The organism is Devosia sediminis (genome assembly GCF_016411825.1).
In the GTDB taxonomy this organism is placed as follows: domain Bacteria; phylum Pseudomonadota; class Alphaproteobacteria; order Rhizobiales; family Devosiaceae; genus Devosia; species Devosia sediminis.
This window is the reverse complement of sequence record NZ_JAEKMH010000004.1, coordinates 414,754-433,126: the sequence shown is the minus strand read 5'-3', so window position 1 is coordinate 433,126 and position 18,373 is coordinate 414,754. Positions and strand designations below refer to the sequence as shown.

General features: G+C 62.1%; 19 protein-coding genes. 11 read left to right on the top strand and 8 right to left on the bottom strand.

Annotated elements, in window-relative coordinates; translation table 11 throughout:
- Positions 1-11: 11 nt before the first annotated feature.
- From hemJ to JEQ47_RS17800, 7 genes are all read left to right on the top strand, one after another.
- Positions 12-440 (top strand): protoporphyrinogen oxidase HemJ, encoded by a 429-nt coding sequence (gene hemJ / locus JEQ47_RS17830; RefSeq protein ID WP_198877764.1) that lies wholly within the window; start codon positions 12-14, stop codon positions 438-440.
- Between the two features lie 212 nt (positions 441-652).
- Positions 653-1,918, top strand: a complete 1,266-nt coding sequence (gene rho, locus JEQ47_RS17825) for a transcription termination factor Rho (protein ID WP_198877763.1) — start codon at positions 653-655, stop codon at positions 1,916-1,918.
- 30 nt (positions 1,919-1,948) lie between these two features.
- Positions 1,949-3,220: a tRNA uridine-5-carboxymethylaminomethyl(34) synthesis GTPase MnmE gene (mnmE, locus tag JEQ47_RS17820; RefSeq protein ID WP_236020935.1), complete on the top strand. Its 1,272-nt coding sequence runs from the start codon at positions 1,949-1,951 to the stop codon at positions 3,218-3,220.
- A 105-nt stretch (positions 3,221-3,325) separates the two neighbouring features.
- Positions 3,326-5,188, top strand: coding sequence for a tRNA uridine-5-carboxymethylaminomethyl(34) synthesis enzyme MnmG (gene mnmG, locus JEQ47_RS17815; RefSeq protein ID WP_198877761.1), 1,863 nt, complete (start codon positions 3,326-3,328; stop codon positions 5,186-5,188).
- The gene (gene rsmG, locus JEQ47_RS17810; RefSeq protein ID WP_198877760.1) at positions 5,188-5,835 is read left to right on the top strand and encodes a 16S rRNA (guanine(527)-N(7))-methyltransferase RsmG; all 648 of its coding nucleotides are present in this window, start codon (positions 5,188-5,190) and stop codon (positions 5,833-5,835) included. The genes mnmG and rsmG overlap by 1 nt, the downstream gene beginning before the upstream one ends.
- Before the next feature lie 18 nt (positions 5,836-5,853).
- Positions 5,854-6,654, top strand: a complete 801-nt coding sequence (locus JEQ47_RS17805) for a ParA family protein (RefSeq protein ID WP_198877759.1) — start codon at positions 5,854-5,856, stop codon at positions 6,652-6,654.
- An 8-nt stretch (positions 6,655-6,662) separates the two neighbouring features.
- The gene (locus tag JEQ47_RS17800) at positions 6,663-7,538 is read left to right on the top strand and encodes a ParB/RepB/Spo0J family partition protein (RefSeq protein ID WP_198877758.1); all 876 of its coding nucleotides are present in this window, start codon (positions 6,663-6,665) and stop codon (positions 7,536-7,538) included.
- Between the two features lie 56 nt (positions 7,539-7,594).
- Here the strand turns inward: JEQ47_RS17800 and holA are convergent, their stop codons facing one another.
- Entirely contained in the window at positions 7,595-8,617 is a 1,023-nt protein-coding gene (holA, locus tag JEQ47_RS17795) for a DNA polymerase III subunit delta (RefSeq protein ID WP_198877757.1), read from the bottom strand.
- Between the two features lies 1 nt (position 8,618).
- Positions 8,619-11,228, bottom strand: a complete 2,610-nt coding sequence (gene leuS / locus JEQ47_RS17790; RefSeq protein ID WP_198877756.1) for a leucine--tRNA ligase — start codon at positions 11,226-11,228, stop codon at positions 8,619-8,621.
- Between the two features lie 133 nt (positions 11,229-11,361).
- On the opposite strand from leuS, the gene JEQ47_RS17785 reads away from it, so the two are divergent.
- The 3 genes from JEQ47_RS17785 (at position 11,362) to JEQ47_RS17775 (ending at position 13,462) form a co-directional block, all read left to right on the top strand.
- Positions 11,362-12,036 carry a YggS family pyridoxal phosphate-dependent enzyme gene (locus JEQ47_RS17785; protein WP_198877755.1) on the top strand — a complete coding sequence of 225 codons (675 nt, stop codon included), beginning with the start codon at positions 11,362-11,364 and terminating at the stop codon, positions 12,034-12,036.
- A gap of 180 nt (positions 12,037-12,216) precedes the next feature.
- Positions 12,217-12,900 (top strand): response regulator transcription factor, encoded by a 684-nt coding sequence (locus JEQ47_RS17780; RefSeq protein WP_198877754.1) that lies wholly within the window; start codon positions 12,217-12,219, stop codon positions 12,898-12,900.
- 103 nt (positions 12,901-13,003) lie between these two features.
- Positions 13,004-13,462 (top strand): Crp/Fnr family transcriptional regulator, encoded by a 459-nt coding sequence (locus JEQ47_RS17775; RefSeq protein WP_198877753.1) that lies wholly within the window; start codon positions 13,004-13,006, stop codon positions 13,460-13,462.
- A gap of 181 nt (positions 13,463-13,643) precedes the next feature.
- Here JEQ47_RS17775 and JEQ47_RS17770 read toward each other — a convergent pair whose 3' ends face one another.
- From JEQ47_RS17770 to JEQ47_RS17750, 5 genes are all read right to left on the bottom strand, one after another.
- Entirely contained in the window at positions 13,644-14,456 is an 813-nt protein-coding gene (locus JEQ47_RS17770) for an exodeoxyribonuclease III (RefSeq protein ID WP_198877752.1), read from the bottom strand.
- Between the two features lie 317 nt (positions 14,457-14,773).
- Positions 14,774-15,322, bottom strand: a complete 549-nt coding sequence (gene rplS, locus JEQ47_RS17765) for a 50S ribosomal protein L19 (RefSeq protein WP_210338042.1) — start codon at positions 15,320-15,322, stop codon at positions 14,774-14,776.
- 318 nt (positions 15,323-15,640) lie between these two features.
- On the bottom strand, positions 15,641-16,318 hold the full coding sequence (gene trmD, locus JEQ47_RS17760) for a tRNA (guanosine(37)-N1)-methyltransferase TrmD (RefSeq protein WP_407931791.1): 678 nt from the start codon (positions 16,316-16,318) through the stop codon (positions 15,641-15,643).
- On the bottom strand, positions 16,318-16,854 hold the full coding sequence (gene rimM, locus JEQ47_RS17755) for a ribosome maturation factor RimM (RefSeq protein ID WP_198877751.1): 537 nt from the start codon (positions 16,852-16,854) through the stop codon (positions 16,318-16,320). Before rimM ends, trmD begins: the two co-directional genes overlap by 1 nt.
- 60 nt (positions 16,855-16,914) lie before the next feature.
- Complete coding sequence (locus JEQ47_RS17750; protein WP_198877750.1) at positions 16,915-17,514, bottom strand: DUF4893 domain-containing protein; 600 nt, start codon at positions 17,512-17,514, stop codon at positions 16,915-16,917.
- 79 nt (positions 17,515-17,593) lie between these two features.
- Between JEQ47_RS17750 and JEQ47_RS17745 the strand changes: the two genes are divergently transcribed.
- Positions 17,594-17,893, top strand: coding sequence for a hypothetical protein (locus JEQ47_RS17745; protein ID WP_198877749.1), 300 nt, complete (start codon positions 17,594-17,596; stop codon positions 17,891-17,893).
- A 6-nt stretch (positions 17,894-17,899) separates the two neighbouring features.
- Here the strand turns inward: JEQ47_RS17745 and JEQ47_RS17740 are convergent, their stop codons facing one another.
- Positions 17,900-18,352 carry a metallopeptidase family protein gene (locus JEQ47_RS17740; RefSeq protein ID WP_198877748.1) on the bottom strand — a complete coding sequence of 151 codons (453 nt, stop codon included), beginning with the start codon at positions 18,350-18,352 and terminating at the stop codon, positions 17,900-17,902.
- Positions 18,353-18,373 lie beyond the last annotated feature (21 nt).

Genomic DNA, 18,373 nt, shown 5'->3' with positions numbered 1-18,373 from the left:
AGGAGTTCGCCATGTATGAATGGGTCAAGGCGCTGCATGTCATCTCGGTCATCGCCTGGATGGCCGGGATGATGTATCTGCCGCGCCTCTTCGTCTACCACGCCGATTGCGCGGTCGGCTCGGAGAAGTCTGAAACCTTCAAGGTCATGGAGCGCCGGCTTTATCGGGGCATCATGACCCCGGCCATGATCGCGACCTGGATCTTCGGGCTCTGGCTAGCCTTCGGTTTCGGCATTGTCGATTTTTCCCAAGGCTGGATGTGGCTCAAGGCGGTGATGGTCATTGCCCTCAGCGGTGTACATGGGCTTTACGGGTCGCTGTTGCGCGCCTTCCAGCAGGATCGGAACACGAGGAGCCACAAGTTCTTCCGGGCGATCAACGAAATTCCCTTCGTCATCGCCATCGTCATTGTCATCGCGGTGATCGTGAAGCCGTTCTAGCTTACTCGTCCGCTGCGTTTCACGTGAATCCGGTCCGGCGATTTTGATTCGCGTCCGGCAGGAAGTCTTGAAACTGCGGCCGGATCAGGCTAAATGAATGCAACGGCATCCCCTGATTGCGCGACCGCCCGGTTGCTGCGCGGGTGCCGAACTTCCCCTTCCTTTGTGACTGTCCAGTCTTACCGATATCCCTCAAGGGTCGTTTCGCATACATGCAGAATATCAAGCTCAGTGAGCTCAAGGCCAAATCCCCGGCTGAACTCTTGGCATTCGCCGAGGAACTCGAGGTCGAAAACGCGTCGACCATGCGCAAGCAGGAGTTGATGTTCGCCATTCTCAAGGAATTGGCAGCCCAGGACATCAACATCGTTGGCGAAGGCGTGGTCGAGGTGCTCCCCGACGGGTTCGGCTTCCTGCGCTCGCCCGATGCGAACTATCTTCCCGGCCCCGACGACATCTATGTCAGCCCCAGCCAGATCCGCCGCTTTGGCCTTCGCACGGGCGATACGGTCGAGGGCGAAATCCGCTCTCCCAAGGAAGGCGAGCGCTATTTCGCCCTTCTCAAGGTTTCGACCATCAATTTCGAAGATCCCGAGGCCGTCCGCCACAAGGTGAACTTCGACAACCTCACCCCACTTTATCCCGAAGAGCGGCTTCGCATGGAGCTGCCCGATCCCACCATCAAGGATCGCTCGGCTCGCCTCCTCGATCTCGTGGCGCCACTGGGCAAGGGACAGCGCGCCCTGATCGTTGCTCCGCCGCGTACTGGTAAGACCGTATTGTTACAAAATATCGCACAATCGATCGCCACCAATCATCCCGAATGCTACCTCATCGTGCTCCTGATCGACGAGCGCCCGGAAGAAGTGACCGACATGCAGCGCTCGGTGCGTGGCGAAGTCATCTCCTCTACCTTCGACGAGCCGGCCTCCCGCCACGTCCAGGTCGCCGAAATGGTGATCGAAAAGGCCAAGCGTCTGGTGGAACACAAACGCGATGTCGTCATCCTGCTCGACTCCATCACCCGTCTCGGACGCGCGTACAACACGGTCGTACCGAGCTCTGGCAAGGTGCTGACCGGCGGCGTCGACGCCAATGCCTTGCAGCGCCCGAAGCGCTTCTTCGGTGCCGCGCGTAATATCGAAGATGGCGGTTCGTTGACGATTATTTCCACGGCACTGATCGATACCGGCAGCCGCATGGACGAAGTGATCTTCGAAGAATTCAAGGGCACGGGTAACTCGGAAATCGTGCTCGACCGCAAGGTTGCCGACAAGCGCGTCTTCCCGGCCATCGACATCAACAAGTCCGGTACCCGCAAGGAAGAGTTGCTGGTCGAGCCCGATATCCTCCGGAAGATGTATGTGCTCCGCCGCATTCTCAATCCGATGGGCACGATCGACGCCATGGAATTCCTCACCGACAAGGTCCGCCAGACCAAGACGAATTCCGATTTCTTCGACTCGATGAACACCTAGCCGGCCGCCATGCGGTCAGGCGACACGATCATGGCACTGTCCTCCGGCACCCTGCCGGCGGGAGTGGCGGTTATACGCCTGTCCGGGCCGCTGGTCCGGACCGCTTTAGACGCCGTTGCTGGCGGTATTCCCCGACCGCGTCATATGAGCCTTCGCCATATCGGCCATTCTAGGCGCCTCGATCAGGGCCTCGTGGCCTACTTTCCCGCCCCGAACAGCTTCACCGGTGAAGACTGTGCCGAACTCCAGGTGCATGGGTCTTCGGCTGGCGTAAAAGCAATTCTCAACGACCTTAGGGCGTTAGGACTGCGCCTGGCTGAAGCCGGCGAGTTCACCCGGCGTGCCTTCGAGAACGGCAAGCTGAATCTCGTGGAGATCGAAGGCCTGGGCGATCTTCTCAATGCAGACACGGAGAAGCAGCGCCAGCAGGCGCTCGCCCGGTTTGACGGCGGCCTCAGCCGTGAGATCGATCAGTGGCGCGACACCCTTCTGGATCTACGCGCAGAAATCGAAGCGCGCCTCGATTTTTCCGATGAAGGCGACGTTTCTGACGACCTGCCGGTAAGTTGGCAGGCTCAGCTTGAGGACCTGGAACACGCGATCGGCAAGGCGCTGGCGTCGGTGGATTCCGGCAGGATCGTGCGCGAGGGTATCCGCGTCGCGCTGGCGGGAGCACCCAATGCCGGCAAATCCAGCCTGATCAACGCCTTGGCCAAATCCGATATTGCCATCGTTTCCGACGAGGCGGGGACTACCCGCGACGTCCGAGAAGTGCCGCTCGATATTGGCGGGCAGCTTTTCATCCTGCTCGATCTGGCCGGTCTTCGCGACACCGAAAGCCGTGCCGAGGCCGAGGGGATTCGTCGTGCCGAACAGGCAATCGCTCAGTCCGACATCGTTCTCTGGCTCCGAGCACCCGATGCTGATGACGTCGCCAAGCCAGCAACCCATGGTCGCGTTCTGACTGTAGCCACCAAGGCCGATCTCGGACCTCTTACGGGCCAGGACCTCGTCGTGTCGACCGAGACCGGCGCCGGGCTAGATGACGTGATAAACCGGTTGCGAAGTCTTGGGGAAGACCTGGCGGGTGGTGAGCCCGCTCTTGTGAGCCACGCGCGAGATAGGGACGCACTCACGGCGGCCCTGGCTGGCCTGGATGAAACGAAGCGCGCCTTCGGTGATTGGGAGCTGGCGGCTGAAAGTCTGCGGCACACTTCAGCGGCCTTGGAACGACTCATTGGTCGCATTGATGCCGAGCGCGTGCTCGACCGACTTTTTGCGAGTTTCTGTATCGGCAAGTGACGGGCGAAAGTGATTCACGTGAAACATTCGGCGTCGATCCACACGGCGAAGACAATTGATTCACGTGAAACATTGGCCTATGTCAGGCGCCTTGGAGAAATTGCCATGACTGACTATGCCGTCATTGTTGTCGGCGGGGGCCATGCCGGCTCGGAGGCCGCTGCGGCTTCGGCCCGGCTAGGCGTTCCAACGGCGTTGATCACCCATCGCTTCGCTACCATTGGTGAGATGAGCTGCAATCCTGCTATCGGCGGATTGGGCAAGGGTCATCTCGTCCGCGAAATCGACGCGATGGACGGGTTGATGGGACACGTCGCCGACCAGGCTGGCATCCAGTTCCGTGTGCTCAACCGGCGCAAGGGTCCGGCCGTGCGCGGGCCGCGTGCCCAGGCCGATCGCAAGCTCTACCGCGAAGCCATGCAGGCCGCGATTGTCACCCAGCCGAACCTCGAAGTCATCGAGGGCGAAGTTGACGATATCGAAGTCACCAATGGCGTCGTCTCCGCCGTCCGTCTGCTCGATGGCCGTCGCTACGGTACGAAGGCCGTGGTGCTGACGACAGGCACGTTCCTGCGCGGCCTCATTCACCGCGGTGAAGAAACCACACCAGCCGGGCGCTTGGGTGAGAAGCCGGTGCTCGGCCTCTCGACCCGCCTCGAAAATCTCGGCCTGGCGCTCGGGCGCCTGAAGACCGGGACGCCGGCGCGCCTTGAAGGCAAGAGCATTGACTATTCTGTTCTTGAGGAACAGCCAGGCGACACGCCGCCTGAGCCGTTCTCAGCGCTGACCAGCTCCATCACCACGCCCCAGATATCCTGCCATATCACCCGCACCACGGCGGAAACCCACAAGATCATCGCCGACAACATCCATCGCTCGGCCATGTATTCCGGGCGTATCCAATCGCGCGGGCCGCGCTATTGTCCATCGATCGAGGACAAGATCGTCCGCTTCGCCGATCGCAACAGCCACCAGATTTTTCTGGAGCCTGAAGGGTTGGATGACAGCACTGTCTATCCGAACGGCTTGTCGACGTCGCTTCCTGCTGACGTGCAGGAGGCCTTCCTCCGTTCCATGCCCGGCCTTGAGCAGGTCGAGATCATCCGCCCGGGCTACGCGATCGAATACGATTATGTCGATCCGCGGGAACTCCGGCCGACCCTCGAGGTCAAGAAGCAACCCGGCCTCTACCTGGCTGGCCAGATCAATGGCACGACGGGTTATGAAGAGGCGGGGGCGCAGGGTCTTCTGGCTGGCGCCAATGCGGCGCTGGCCTCGAAGTGCGCCGAACCGATGATCCTTTCGCGCACCGAGAGCTATCTCGGCGTCATGATCGATGACCTGGTGACCCGCGGCGTGAGCGAACCTTATCGCATGTTCACGTCGCGCGCGGAGTTCCGCCTGCACCTGCGTGCCGACAATGCAGACCAGCGACTCACCGATCTTGGCTTGGACAAGGGTCTGGTCGGCGAGAAGAGGGAGGCGGTCTACCGCAGAAAATCCGATGCGCTGAAGGCCGGGCGGATACTGCTGGGCACCCTCTCCGCATCGCCTAGCGAAGCACGCAGGGCTGGTCTCACCGTCAATGAGGACGGCAAGCGCCGTAGTGCATTCGAGCTTCTTTCTTATCCGGATATTGAGGCGGATGACCTGACACGTCTGTGGCCGGAAGTGGCGGATATCGCGCCCTCCATTCTGGAACAGGTGGCCATCGACGCGCAGTATGCGGTCTATCTCGATCGCCAGAAGGCGGATATCGAGAGCGTCCGTCGCGACGAACAACGTTCGATTCCCGATGACATTGACTACGTCGCCATTCCCGGGCTTTCCATGGAACTGCGTCAGAAGCTCAGCCAGCAGCGTCCGCAGACAATCGCGCAGGCGCAGGCGATGGATGGCATGACTCCGGCAGCAATTACCCTTCTGCTAGCGGTCATCAGACGCGGCACCGTGCGCAAGGCGAGCTGATGGCGGATATCTCGGCCATCCGACCCTATGCGGATTTCCTCTCCCGGCCTGTCGAGGCCGTGGCGGCTGACCTGGAATCCTATGCCAAACTGCTGACCAAATGGCAGGCCGTGCAGAATCTTGTTTCACGTGAAACACTGAGCCAGGTCTGGACGCGGCATTTTGCCGATAGTCTACAGGTTTTGTCCCTCATCAAGCCGTCAGATCGATTGTTCCTCGATTTCGGCAGCGGTGGCGGCTTCCCCGCTCTCCCTATGGCAATTGGGTCGAAGGGAACCGACCGGCATTTCGTGCTGATTGAACCGACGGCGCGAAAAGTCAGCTTCCTGCGGACGGTGGCCCGCGAACTCGATCTCAGCGTCACGGTCATCGGCCGGCGCAGCGACCAGATTGATTCACGTGAAACAGGTGTGCCTGACGTAATCACATCGCGCGCGCTGGCGGCAATGCCGCAATTGTGCGCTTGGATCGCACCATTTTTCGGCCCCCAAACGCGTGCCTTGTTGCACAAGGGGCGAGAACATGTTGAAGAGCTCGCGGAATCGAGTGCGCAGTGGCACCATGACGTGATAGTAACTAAGAGTGATACCGATCCGGGCGGCGTGATCGTCGAGATTACCAACTTGCGCGGGAAATCAGTAAGTTAGCGGCAGACGGAGGCCAATTTGGCACCCCGGATATTGACTTTGGCCAATCAGAAAGGCGGCGTGGGCAAAACCACGACAGCCATCAACCTGGCAACCGCGCTGGCGGCTATTGGCGAGCGCGTCCTGATCGTCGATCTCGACCCGCAAGGCAATGCTTCGACGGGTCTCGGAATTTCGCGTAACGATCGCGCCGTTTCCGCCTATGACGTGCTGGTCGGCGAAGCCACGGTGCCGCAAGCGGCGATCATGACCAGCGTCCCCAACGTGGCCATCGTGCCCTCGACCATGGACCTCCTCGGCGTTGAACTGACGATTGCCGGTCAGGCTGATCGCGCCTTCAAACTGCGCAACGCCTTCAAGCAGCTCGACGAGCTCCGGATCAACGACCAGGAGGTCAGTTACATTCTCATTGACTGTCCGCCATCGCTGAACTTGCTGACCGTCAATTCCCTCGTGGCCGCAGACGCGGTGCTGGTGCCGTTGCAGTGTGAATTCTTCGCGCTGGAAGGTCTCAGCCAGCTTCTGCAGACGATCGAGCAGATTCGCTCGACGCTCAACCCGCGCCTTTCCATCCAGGGCGTGGTTATGACCATGTTCGACAAGCGCAACAATCTCAGCGAGCAGGTCCTCCACGACGTGCGCAGCGAGATGGGTGAGCTGGTCTATGAGACCGTCATCCCCCGCAATGTCCGCCTCAGCGAAGCGCCATCCTATGGCAAGCCGGCTTTGCTCTACGATCTGAAATGTGCTGGGAGCCAGGCCTATCTGCGCCTCGCCACTGAAGTCATCCGCCGCGAACGGCGGCTGGCCGCTGCCTAGGAGCTGATATGACCGACAAACCAACGCGTCTGGGCCGGGGCCTTGCGGCATTGATTGGCGACATGGCGGCCATCGAGGGGGCGCGTGTCACCGAAATGGGTTCCGGCGGCAAGAAGCTGCCGGTCGATTTCATTATCGCCAATCGCGCCAATCCGCGCCGTACCTTTGATGCCGAGCAGCTCGAGGAACTGACGAACTCGATCCGTGAAAAAGGGGTCATGTCGCCGCTGCTGGTGCGGCCGACCGACGACCCCAACATTTTCGAGCTGATCGCCGGCGAGCGTCGCTGGCGCGCTGCGCAGAAGGCGGGTCTGCACGACGTTCCGGTGATCATTCGGGACGTCGACGACAAGGAAGCGCTCGAACTCGCCATCATCGAGAACGTGCAGCGCGCCGATCTCAACCCGCTGGAAGAAGCCATGGGCTATGGCCAGCTGATCGAACAGTTCGACTACACCCAGCAGGATCTGGCCCAAGTCATCGGCAAGTCCCGATCACACGTGGCCAACACATTGCGCCTGCTGCGCCTGCCGGAGGACGTGCGGGGCATGGTGGCGTCAGGCACGCTGACGGCTGGCCACGCCCGGACGCTCATTACCGTCGAGGATCCGGCTGCCCTGGCGCGGCAGATCGTCGACAAGGGCCTCTCGGTGCGCGAGGCAGAAGCCCTCAGTCAGCAGCGAGACCTGCCGCGGAAAAAGCCCGTGGTGGATACGGAAGCGCGTGATGCGGATACGCTGGCGCTGGAGCGCAAGCTGGCTGACGCTCTCGGTTTGAGCGTGGCGCTCAATCATTCCGAACGTGGCGGCAAGCTGGAAATCCGCTACAAGACTCTCGAGCAGCTCGACGACATCTGCCTGAGGCTCATCGGCCGCGTGAACTAAGGTCTTGTTCTGAAAGCTGTTCCACGTGAAACCGCCCTGTTGAGGGCGGTTTTTTGCTAATGCGTGGCTGCCATCATGCAGAGCGCCAGGGTCGTCCGACGCAGAACCGCATCGGCCAGTTGCGGACGTCGGCGCGTGTCGGAAACGGCCTGCAACAGCCTCTCGGTGGCGGTCGCAAGGCTTGGATCCGTCCAGAGCCGCAATTGCTGCTCTAGGGCACCCAGACGCGAAAAATGCGGCTTGGGCCTTAAACCATCGAGCACGGATCGCGGCGACTTGCCCGCATCCACTTCGACGCGCCAGCGCCGCAGGTTGCCAAAATGCGTATTGAGCATGGCAAGCAATTGCTGCGGATTGACATTGGCGGCCAGAGCCCGATTGAGGGCCAGTTCGAGCTTTTCGGCGTGGCCGCCGCCGGTGGAATCCAGGATGGCGTCGATGGCCAGCGCGCCGTTGTCGGCGCACAGCAACAGCACGTCCTCGCGGGTCAGCGTCTTGTTTGACGCCGCATAGAGCACCAGCTTTTCCAGTTCTCGTCTGGTGATCTCGCGGTCATTGCCGAGGATGTCGCGCAGGGTGGGCGCGACGTCGGCGTCCGCGCGGATGCCGGCCTGATTGAACGTGTCCCGCATGAGCGCCAGCAGCGTTTCGTCGGTATCCGGGTAGCAGGGAAGGGCGCGACCCAGCTTTGCCGCCTCCACCAGGGCTCTCAAGGCATCGCGTGGGGGGAGGTTATCGGCCTCAAGCACAATCGCAGTACCACCCGGATCGTCGCGCAGCTCCGTGAGGGGCATGACGATGCTCTTGGTGGCATTGCGCACGCGGATGATGCGCTTGCCACCGAACAGCGACACCGAGCGCGCTTCGAGCACCAGTAGAGATGGGTCGGCCTGCAGCTCCGGCCCATCGAATATGGTGACATTGGCTGAGGCCGGATCGTCGCCGCTGAAATAGCGGATCAGCCGCTGGGCAGTTTCCCGCACCAGGCCGCCATCGGGCCCATAGGCGAGAAAAATTCCCTCGCTGAGATCGGGACGCGCCAGGTAGCGCGCCACTTCATGGGCTTTGAGCGCCGTCATCTCAAACGACGATGTTGACGATGCGGTCTTGCACGACAACGACCTTTTTGGGTGTCTTGCCGTCGAGAGCCTTCTGAACCACGTCCAGCGCCAGAACCTGCGTTTCCACCTCCGCCGCCGCCATGCCCTTGGGCACGGTGATTTCGCCGCGGCGCTTGCCGTTGACCTGGATGGGCAAGGTTACTTCGTCGTCGACGAGCAGCGCCGGATCGACTTCGGGCCAACCGGCATCGGCCACAAGTCCTTGTTTCCCAAGAACTTCCCAGCAGGATTCGGCCAGATGCGGCATCATCGGGTTGATCAGCTGCACCAGCCTCTCGACGCCTTCGGCCAGCGCAAATGCGAGGGCTGGGCCGGGCTGGCTGTCGCGGGCCTTGGCCAGCGCGTTGGTCAGCTCGTAAATGCGGGCGACCGCGCGGTTGAAGCCGAGACCCTCGATATCGGTGGCAACGCCGGCGACGGCGCGGTGTACGATCTTCCGCAACGCCTTGGCATCGGCATCATCTGGCGCAACAGTGCCGGTGGGTTGTTTCGAAATTTCAACACTATCGTTGACCAGGCGCCAGACACGCTGCTGGAAACGGCTGGCGCCTTCGACGCCGGCTTCTGTCCATTGCACGTCGCGTTCCGGCGGCGAATCCGACAGCATGAACCAGCGCGCCGTATCAGCGCCGTAGGTGGCGACGATCTGGTCGGGGTCCACGACGTTCTTCTTGGACTTGCTCATCTTTTCGACCGAGCCAATGGCAATGGGCACGCCGGTCTGGATGTGCCTGGCGGTGCGCGCCTCGCCACCGCTGTCGATGATCACGTCGGTCGGCGGCACCCATTCGCCCTGCTGACCCTTATAGGTCTCATGCGTCACCATGCCTTGCGTGAACATGCCCTTGAAGGGTTCGTCCAGCCCGACATGGCCGGTGGCCTTCATGGCGCGGGTGAAAAAGCGCGAATAGAGCAAGTGCAGGATCGCATGCTCGATGCCACCGATATACTGGTCCACCGGCAGCCAGCGATTGGCGACATCGGGGATGGTCGGCGTATCGGCCTGCGGGGCGGTGAAGCGGGCGAAATACCACGAACTATCCACGAAGGTGTCCATGGTATCGGTCTCGCGCCGGGCCGCAGCGCCGCAATGCGGGCAGTGAACATGCTTCCAGGTCGGATGGTGGTCCAGCGCATTGCCGGGCTTGTCGAAGTTGACATCCTCGGGCAGCACCACCGGCAGGTCCTTCTTGGGCACGGGAATGGTGCCGCAGACCTCACAGTGAATCACCGGTATCGGGCAGCCCCAGTAACGCTGGCGGGAAATGCCCCAGTCGCGCAGGCGATAATTGGTTTCGATCCTGCCCTGCGGCTTGCCGTCGACGCTTCGCGCGCCGAAATATTGAGCGATTTTGCTCTTGGCCTCGTCGATGGAAAGGCCGTCGAGGAAGGTGGAATTGAAGATGTTGCCAGCGTCAACATAGGCTTCGTCGCCGACGGCAAAGCTCGCCGGATCGGCGCCCGGCGGCAGCACGACGGGGATCACGGACAGGCCGTATTTGCGGGCCAGGTCGAGGTCGCGCTGATCATGCGCCGGACAGCCGAAAATGGCGCCGGTGCCGTAGTCCATGAGAATGAAATTGGCGACGTAAACCGGCAGAGTTTCGCCCTCGATGACCGGGTGTTTCACGCGCAGGCCGGTGTCAAAGCCCTGCTTTTCTGCTTTTTCCAGCGTTTCGGTGGCGGTGCCATGGCGATGGCATTCGGCCACGAAGGCGGCGAGGGCAGGGTTATTGGCAGCCAGTTCGGTGGTCAGCGGGTGGTCGGGCGAGAGGCCGATGAAGGAGGCACCGAAAATGGTGTCCGGACGCGTGGTGAAGACTTCCACGCTGGTCGCAGCGGTCTTGTCGGAGGCCACCAGTTCGAACAGCAGCCGCAGGCCCTCAGACTTGCCGATCCAGTTGCGCTGCATGGTGCGCACCTTTTCCGGCCAGCCGGTGAGGCCGTCGAGCGCTTCCAGCAAGTCCTCGGCATAGTCGGAAATCTTGAAGAACCATTGGGTCAGTTCGCGCTGCTCGACCACGGCGCCGGAGCGCCAGCCCTTGCCGTCAATCACCTGCTCGTTGGCCAGCACAGTCATGTCGACCGGGTCCCAGTTGACCTTGGACGACTTGCGGGTGATGAGCCCGGCGGCCAGCATGTCGATGAACATGGCCTGCTGGTGCTTGTAATAGTCGGGCGAGCAGGTGGCGATCTCGCGCGTCCAGTCGATGGACAGCCCCATCGACTTCAACTGGGCCTTCATCGCCTCGATATTCTGGTAGGTCCAGGTGCCCGGATGGGTCTTGCGCTCGATGGCGGCATTCTCGGCCGGCAGGCCGAAGGCGTCCCAGCCCATGGGGTGCAGCACATTCTTGCCGCGGGCGCGATGGTAGCGGGCCACCACGTCGCCCATGGAATAGTTGCGCACATGGCCCATGTGAATGCGCCCGGACGGATAGGGAAACATTTCGAGGACGTAGTAAGGCTCGCGCGGATCGTCATTGGCGGTGACGAAGCTCTTCTGCTCGTCCCACACCTTCTGCCATTTCGGTTCGCTTTCGCGCGGATTGTAGCGTTCGCCGCTCACTTGTCGTCGTCCTTGCAAGATTTGACGCTTGGCGTGCCGCAAGGGGCGGCGCAGCTTGCGTTTTTAAGGGTTTTTGGCTACCCGGACCATCACCAGAAATCCCCTTTAAGGTCAACAGAAACGGGGCCTTCCTATGGCCGATCGCGTCGACGCCGCTGCCACAGCTCTCGGCTATATCAAAACCCGCATGGAAAAGGCGCGCCGCCGCTTCGGCGCCCCGCCCGAGCATGTTGAGCTGGTGGCGGTCTCCAAAACCTTTGGGGCTGACGCCATCGCACCCTTCCTGAAGGCGGGGCAGCGTGTGTTCGGTGAAAACCGCGTGCAGGAAGCCAAGGAAAAGTGGCCTGCCCTGCGCGAGCGCTATCGCGATCTTGAACTTCACCTGATCGGCCCGCTCCAGACCAACAAGGCCCGCGAGGCGGTGGCCCTGTTCGACGTCATCGAGACGGTCGACCGCGACAAGCTGGCGGCGATGCTCGCCGAGGAGATGTCGAGGGCCAGGCGGCGCCTGCCATGTTTCGTGCAGGTCAATATCGGTGGCGAGGAGCAGAAGGCCGGCATCCCGACCAACGAGGCCGTGGCCTTTGTCGAGCGCTGCCGCACGGTCCACGGGCTCGATATCGTGGGACTGATGTGCATTCCGCCCGACGGGCAACCCGCGGGCCCCTATTTCGCGCTTCTCGCACAACTGGGGAAGGAGGCCAGCGTAGCGAGCCTCTCCATGGGCATGAGCGGCGATTTCGAAACGGCCATCGCCATGGGCGCAACGCATGTGCGGGTGGGGTCGGCACTTTTCGGCAAGCGCTGAAGTCGTTCCGCGCGCCTTCGCCTTGCCCCAATAGCCAGGTCTTCTCGACCCGGCCCGCAACTATTTCGCGCTTTGATACGTTGCTTGCGGTTGAATAACGCCGTTGTGATTGGCTGGCCAAAAACACGTCGCAATACAGTGACTGTGGTTAGTCCGGACGCAAAAAGACCGGAGAATACAATGAACAAGCGACGCATTCTGGTCGTGGATGACGATGCGGACCTGCGCCAAACCCTGGTGGACCAACTACAAGGCGAGCCGGATTTCGATATTCTCCAGGCCGGTACGGCCAATGACGCGCTGACCGCCGTCCGGCAGAACAATATCGAGCTGACCATTCTCGATGTCGGCCTGCCCGACATGGATGGCCGAGAGGCCGTCAAGCTGATGCGCCAGGAGGGCTACAAGAGCCCGGTGCTGATGCTGACCGGCCATGACACCGATGCCGACGAGATCAAGGGTCTCGAGGCCGGGGCCAATGACTATCTCACCAAGCCCTTCCGTTATCCGGTCCTGCTCGCGCGCATCAATTCGGCGTTGCGGCAGCGCGACCAGAGCGAAGATGCAGTCTTCACCATCGGCCAATACAGCTTTCAGCCCGCCGCCAAGGTGCTCGAGACCAATGACGGCATCAAGGTCCGCCTGACCGACAAGGAAACCTCGATCCTCAAATACCTCTATCGCCAGGGTCCCAAGACGATCACGCGCGATGTGCTCCTCAAGGAAGTTTGGGGCTACAATAACCGCGTCACCACCCATACGCTCGAAACCCATATCTATCGTCTGCGGCAGAAGATCGAGCGCGATCCGTCCAATGCGCGCCTGCTGGTGACCGAGGACGGCGGCTATCGGCTTGTCCCCTGATATCAGGACAAGGCCGTTCATTTCCGGTCCGAACTGACTTATAGCTTGGCGAACGGCCGCCCGCATGCAGTGGGCGGCCATTGGCGCATCGGGTCTGGTTCTCATGAGAATGGATGATGCGGCCGGGGTCCTGGCCCGGGCCGACTTCTTCGACATCTGCGACGAAGAGCAATTGCGCATGCTCGGCTTTGCCGGCGACCGCAAGCATTTCGAGGCCGATGCCGTCATCTACAAGGCCGGCGACACGCCCACGGGAGCCTTTGTGCTGATCGACGGCACCGTCAAGGCCCGCCACGAAGGCGCCGAGGCGGGGAAGCCCTATGCGCTTTCCGAACCCGGCAGCGTCATTTCCCCCACCGCGCTGATCATCGACAAGCCACGGCCGGTGACCTTCACCGCCGTCACCGATTGCGAACTGCTGTTCGTGCCCCGCGCGGCCTTCATGAAGCTGGCACGGCAACATCCGGAACTGGCCGAACGCGCCGCCCAGCGCATCCAGCAGGACCTCGGGCGCTACATGCACGCGCTCGAGCCCCTCAAGGGCAAGATGAAGGGGGCATAGTTCCTCTCCCGTTTACGGGAGAGGGGGACCGCCGGCAGGCGGTGGAGAGGGGTGCAGCACGCACCATCTCTCCTGATCGTTCCATCTCATTCAATGCTTTTGGCACCCCCCGCCACCACGCTTCGCGTGGTCCCCCTCCCCCGCGAGCGGGGGAGGATGGCATCGGTGCCGTCCGGCCGATCTAGGCCCGCGCAAACCGCGCGATCACCGGCACGTGGTCGCTGGGCTGCGGGTCATAGCCGCGATAGGCCTTGATGATCTCGACGCCCACCGAGCGTTCGGCCACATCGGCGGTCGACCAGATATGGTCGAGCCGCCGGCCCTTGTTGGCCAGTTCCCAGTTGGCGCTGCGATAGCTCCACCAGGAATAGAGCTTTTGGTCGTAGGGCACGTGCTTGCGCACGAGGTCGGTCCAGCCGTGGCCACCCTGGAGGATGGCGTTGAGCGCCTCGGTCTCGACCGGAGTATGGCTGACGATCTTGAGGAGCTGCTTGTGGCTCCAGACGTCGTTTTCGTGCGGCGCGATGTTGAAGTCGCCCGCGATCAGGTGCCCGCGCTGGAACACCGGCTCGGTGAACCAGGTGGTCAGTTCAGAGAGGAAACCCAGCTTGTGCTTGAACTTGGGGTTGATCTCCGGATCCGGTTCGTCGCCGCCGGCGGGAATATAGAAATTGTGGAGCGTGAACGGCCCGTGGCCCATATCCACCAGCGCCGAAACGTGGCGCGACTCCTCGATCTCGCAGAAGACCCGGCTCGACACGTCGGTCAGCGGGAATTTCGAGACGATGGCGACGCCGTGATAGCCCTTCTGGCCATGCACGGCCATGTGCGGATAGCCCGCCTCGATGAAGGCATTGCGCGGAAACTGGTCGTTGGTGCACTTGATCTCCTGCAGCATCAGCACGTCGGGCTGATATTTTGCGAGGAAGTCCAGCACCATCGGCAGGCGCAGACGAACCGAGTTGATGTTCCAGGTGACGATGGAATGGGTCATGGGGACGTCCGATAGTCAGCGGCAGGCTGCGCTCTTATCGCCAAGTGTGCGCAAGGGGTAAAGCCGGAAATGGCTGTTAGGTGGAGACTGCTGACGGGCTGTGTCAGTGTTGACCCAAGGAGCGTCCTGCATACTCCACTGACATCCCGGCGAAGGCGGGGGATGCATCCTGAGATCTCAAGCTGGGCCCCGGCCTTCGCCGGGGTGACAGGCGGTGGATGAGCGGTGAAGCCCGGGCAGCCTCCATGCTTCACGTGAATCACAACAAAAAGCCCGACCTTGCGGCCGGGCTTTTCAATTCGACAATGCGAAAGAGCTTATTCGCTCTTGGCTTCGCCTTCAGCGGCAGCGGCCTGCTCGGCGGCGGCAGCAGCGGCTGCGGCTTCCGCATCCTTGGCAGCCTGCTCGGCGGCAAAAGCCTCGGCAGCGGCGATCTTCTCGGCTTCGCGGGCATCCTTGGCGGCCTGGGCAGCCGAACGCTCGGAGGCTTCGATCTTGCGGGTACGCGAATTGGTCGATTCGAAAATACGAGCCGACTTGCCGCGGCGATCGCGCAGGTAATAGAGCTTGGCGCGACGGACCTTGCCGCGCTTGATCACTTCCACCGAAGCGATATTGGGCGAGAAGATCGGGAACACGCGTTCCACGCCTTCGCCATAGGAAATCTTGCGGACGGTGAAGCTTTCCATGATGCCGCCGCCGGAGCGGGCGATCACGACGCCTTCATAGGCCTGGAGACGTTCCTTGTCGCCTTCGCGGATCTTGACCCACACCTTGACGGTATCGCCATGGGTGAAATCGGGAAGTTCGCGCTTTGCGGCGAGTTCCGCCACGTGCTCGGCATTGAGCTGTTCGATGATGTTCATGTTCGATCCGTTCGATCTTTTCATAGGAGCGATTTCCGGGGTTTTGACCCCGTCGCCCGGTCTTGGTTGGTAACGGAAGGGCAGTCTTCTTGGTCTTTTCCGGTGCCGGTCCGAAACGCCGGCACGCGAATGGGCGGCTCATAGGGGAATTTTGTTGGAGAGTCTAGTTGTTTTAGACCAGTTCGGGTCTCGATACCGGCCAGAAATACAATGCCGCCCTCGGGCTTGACCCGAGGGCCACTTCAAGCGCACCGGGTGTGGAAGCAGGTCCTCGGATCAAGTCCGAGTACGGCTCGGTGTGTGGCGCGGTATCGCGGTCTACTTCAGCAAATCTGGCCGCCGCGCCTCGGTCAGTTCCAGCGACTGCTCGTGCCGCCATTTCGCGATCTTGCCGTGGTCGCCCGAGGTCAGCACGGCCGGGATGTCACGGCCTTCAAAGCTTTGTGGCCGCGTATAGTGCGGATATTCGAGCAGGCCATTTTCAAAGCTTTCCTCGTCGCGGCTGTCCAGCGCGCCGAGGACGCCGGGAATGAGCCGCACCACGGCCTCCAGCAGCACCATGGCGGCCACTTCGCCGCCGGCCAGCACATAGTCGCCGATGGAAATCTCTTCGAGCTCCCTGCTATCGATGACGCGCTGATCGACGCCTTCGAAGCGGCCGCAGACGATGATGGCGCCGGGGCCGGTGGCGAGCTCATGGGCGCGGGCCTGGGTCAGCGGAGTGCCGCGCGGCGACATCAGGATGCGCGGCCGCGGATCGCCCTCGGGTGCCACGGTATCGATGGCCCTGGCCAGGATATCGGGCTTGAGCACCATGCCGGCGCCCCCGCCTGAAGGTGTATCGTCGACGGTGCGATGCCGATCCGTCGCAAAGTCGCGCAGTTGCGTCGCCTTGAGGCTCCACAGCCCGTCGGCCATGCCACGTCCGAGCACCGAAGCGCCGAGCGGTCCCGGAAAGAGCTCGGGGAAGAGCGTGATGATATCGGCCGAGAACATCAGTCGGGCTCTTCCTCGCCCGGATCGGCGTCGAGCGGCGGGGCAATCACCAGGTAGCCATCGGCGACGCGGATGGTGGGCACCACGGCCTTCGTGAAGGGATAAAGGAAGGTGTCGCCCGAACGCGGGTCGCGCACCTCCAGGATGTCGCCGGCGCCGTGGTCGTAGATGGCGCTGACGGCGCCGATCGAGACGCCGCTGTCGAGCCGCGCATCGAGACCGATGAGGTCGGTGTGATAGAAATCGTTCTCGTCGTCGATCTCCGGCAATTGGCTGCGCTCGACATAGAGTTCGACGCCATTGAGCAATTCGGCGGCATTGCGGTCGCGCACGCCCTCTACGCGCGCGACGAGCACGGTCTTCTGCAGGCGCGCGCTTTCGATGGTGATGCTGAGGCCCGGCCGGTTGGTGGAAAGCGGACCATAATCGGCAATGGCCTCGGGGTCCGCGGTATGGGAGGCGATGCGGACCTCGCCCTTGATGCCATGCGCGGCGCCGATCGTGCCCATCAGGATGCGGGAAGTGTCTTTGCTCATGGCATGCTCACTGCGTTTGTCTGGCTCCATTAGCAGCGCGGGCGCGGCGCGCAAGCCCTGTCAGTCGACAGGCACCAGTTCGATGACGTCATGGGTCGATTCCAGGAGCGGCAACGGCAATTCGAGCCGATAGATGCGCGGACCATCGCCGGAGATCCGGTAAATGCAGCCCACCTGGTTGCGCTCCGGATCAGCGTCATAGGCGATCGGCTGCTCGTCGCCATAGTGCAGTGCGCCCCAATAGAAGACGGCCTGTCCGGCGGAGGCCAGGCTGCCGGAAAAGCGCTGCGAGCCGCTGGTCTTGTCGATGCGGCTGCCGCCTTCGGAAACCGTGCAGTCGAAATAGCCATAGGCGGTGAGCGGCAGGATGCCGCCGAGCTTGATGGTGCGGCAGCGATAGTCGCCATCGGGAATGGCGTCGATAAAGCGGTCGCCGGTGGCGAAAAGGTCCGCGACCAGCGCGCGGTCCGCCGCCGAGGGCGACAGCAGGGCCTCGGCAAGGCCCTGCGAGCGGGCGCGCAGAAAATCGAACATGCGGTTGGAATCTGTCTCGCTGACGGTGACATCTGCGGGCACGTCGCAGGCCAGCGCGGCCACGGGCTCCAGGGCGAGGATCAAGGCCATGGCGATAGACGGGAGGCGCAGGGTCGTATGGATCACGGGTCATCTCCTTGGCGAGCGAGGGAACCTTGCACGACAGCCAGGCTTTCTCAAGGACAGCCAAAAGCGAGGTAGTTCCATGTCCCAGATCCTCACCGAACGCGACGCCATCCGCCAGTGGGTGGAGGCGCGGGGCGGCAACCCCATGCTGATGGATGTGCCCGATGGCTCGCAGAACCGGACCGTGCTGCAACTGACCTTCGGCCAGCATGCGCTCAATGCCGATGGCAATGAAGGCCCGGACCGGGTTGGTGGCTTTCGCCTGGTGAGCTGGGAAGAATGGTTCACGGCGCTCGAGGAGGGCAAGCTGGCCCTTCGCGTTTCCGACGACCCGGCCGGCGGCAATGAGGCGGAATTCGAGTTCGTCGAACGCGGCTGAGGCCGGTCAGTCCCTGGGAAAAGCCTCGATGCCATCGGCGTCGGCCTGGGCTTCGAGCGCTTCCATATCCTCGTCGGAAAAGCCGAAATGGTGCCCGAGTTCGTGCACCAGCACGTGGGTGACGATCTCGCCCAGCGTGTTGTCGTCATGCTCGGCCCAATAGTCGAGAATGGCGCGGCGGTAGAGGTAGACGGTATTGGGCATCTGCCCGGTCTGCGGCACGGCGCCATCTTCGGTCAGACCGATGCCGGTAAAGAGCCCCATCAGCTCGAACGGGCTCTCCATGCCAAAGCCTTCGAGAATGTCGTCTTCGGCAAATTCGGCCACCGAGCAGGTGACATCAGCAGCCAATGACCGGAATGGCTCGGGCAGGGTGGCCAGGGCGTGGCTCGCCATGGCCTCTATGTCGTCGAGGGTCGGCGCGTAACGGTTTTGCCAATCGACGTTCGTCATGCTCATCCCGCACGCCTCTCCAGGTCA

Excerpts from the sequence above, each read along its gene's own strand:
- JEQ47_RS17785 (WP_198877755.1), top strand. The coding sequence starts at position 11,362 with ATGGCCGATCGCGTCGACGCCGCTGCCACAGCTCTCGGCTATATCAAA.
- JEQ47_RS17770 (WP_198877752.1), bottom strand. The coding sequence starts at position 14,456 with ATGACCCATTCCATCGTCACCTGGAACATCAACTCGGTTCGTCTGCGC.
- JEQ47_RS17800 (WP_198877758.1), top strand. The coding sequence starts at position 6,663 with ATGACCGACAAACCAACGCGTCTGGGCCGGGGCCTTGCGGCATTGATT.
- mnmG (WP_198877761.1), top strand. The coding sequence starts at position 3,326 with ATGACTGACTATGCCGTCATTGTTGTCGGCGGGGGCCATGCCGGCTCG.
- rsmG (WP_198877760.1), top strand. The coding sequence starts at position 5,188 with ATGGCGGATATCTCGGCCATCCGACCCTATGCGGATTTCCTCTCCCGG.
- trmD (WP_407931791.1), bottom strand. The coding sequence starts at position 16,318 with ATGTTCTCGGCCGATATCATCACGCTCTTCCCCGAGCTCTTTCCGGGA.
- JEQ47_RS17740 (WP_198877748.1), bottom strand. The coding sequence starts at position 18,352 with ATGAGCATGACGAACGTCGATTGGCAAAACCGTTACGCGCCGACCCTC.
- JEQ47_RS17775 (WP_198877753.1), top strand. The coding sequence starts at position 13,004 with ATGAGAATGGATGATGCGGCCGGGGTCCTGGCCCGGGCCGACTTCTTC.
- rimM (WP_198877751.1), bottom strand. The coding sequence starts at position 16,854 with ATGAGCAAAGACACTTCCCGCATCCTGATGGGCACGATCGGCGCCGCG.
- hemJ (WP_198877764.1), top strand. The coding sequence starts at position 12 with ATGTATGAATGGGTCAAGGCGCTGCATGTCATCTCGGTCATCGCCTGG.
- JEQ47_RS17745 (WP_198877749.1), top strand. The coding sequence starts at position 17,594 with ATGTCCCAGATCCTCACCGAACGCGACGCCATCCGCCAGTGGGTGGAG.
- rplS (WP_210338042.1), bottom strand. The coding sequence starts at position 15,322 with ATGAACATCATCGAACAGCTCAATGCCGAGCACGTGGCGGAACTCGCC.
- rho (WP_198877763.1), top strand. The coding sequence starts at position 653 with ATGCAGAATATCAAGCTCAGTGAGCTCAAGGCCAAATCCCCGGCTGAA.
- holA (WP_198877757.1), bottom strand. The coding sequence starts at position 8,617 with ATGACGGCGCTCAAAGCCCATGAAGTGGCGCGCTACCTGGCGCGTCCC.
- JEQ47_RS17780 (WP_198877754.1), top strand. The coding sequence starts at position 12,217 with ATGAACAAGCGACGCATTCTGGTCGTGGATGACGATGCGGACCTGCGC.
- mnmE (WP_236020935.1), top strand. The coding sequence starts at position 1,949 with ATGGCACTGTCCTCCGGCACCCTGCCGGCGGGAGTGGCGGTTATACGC.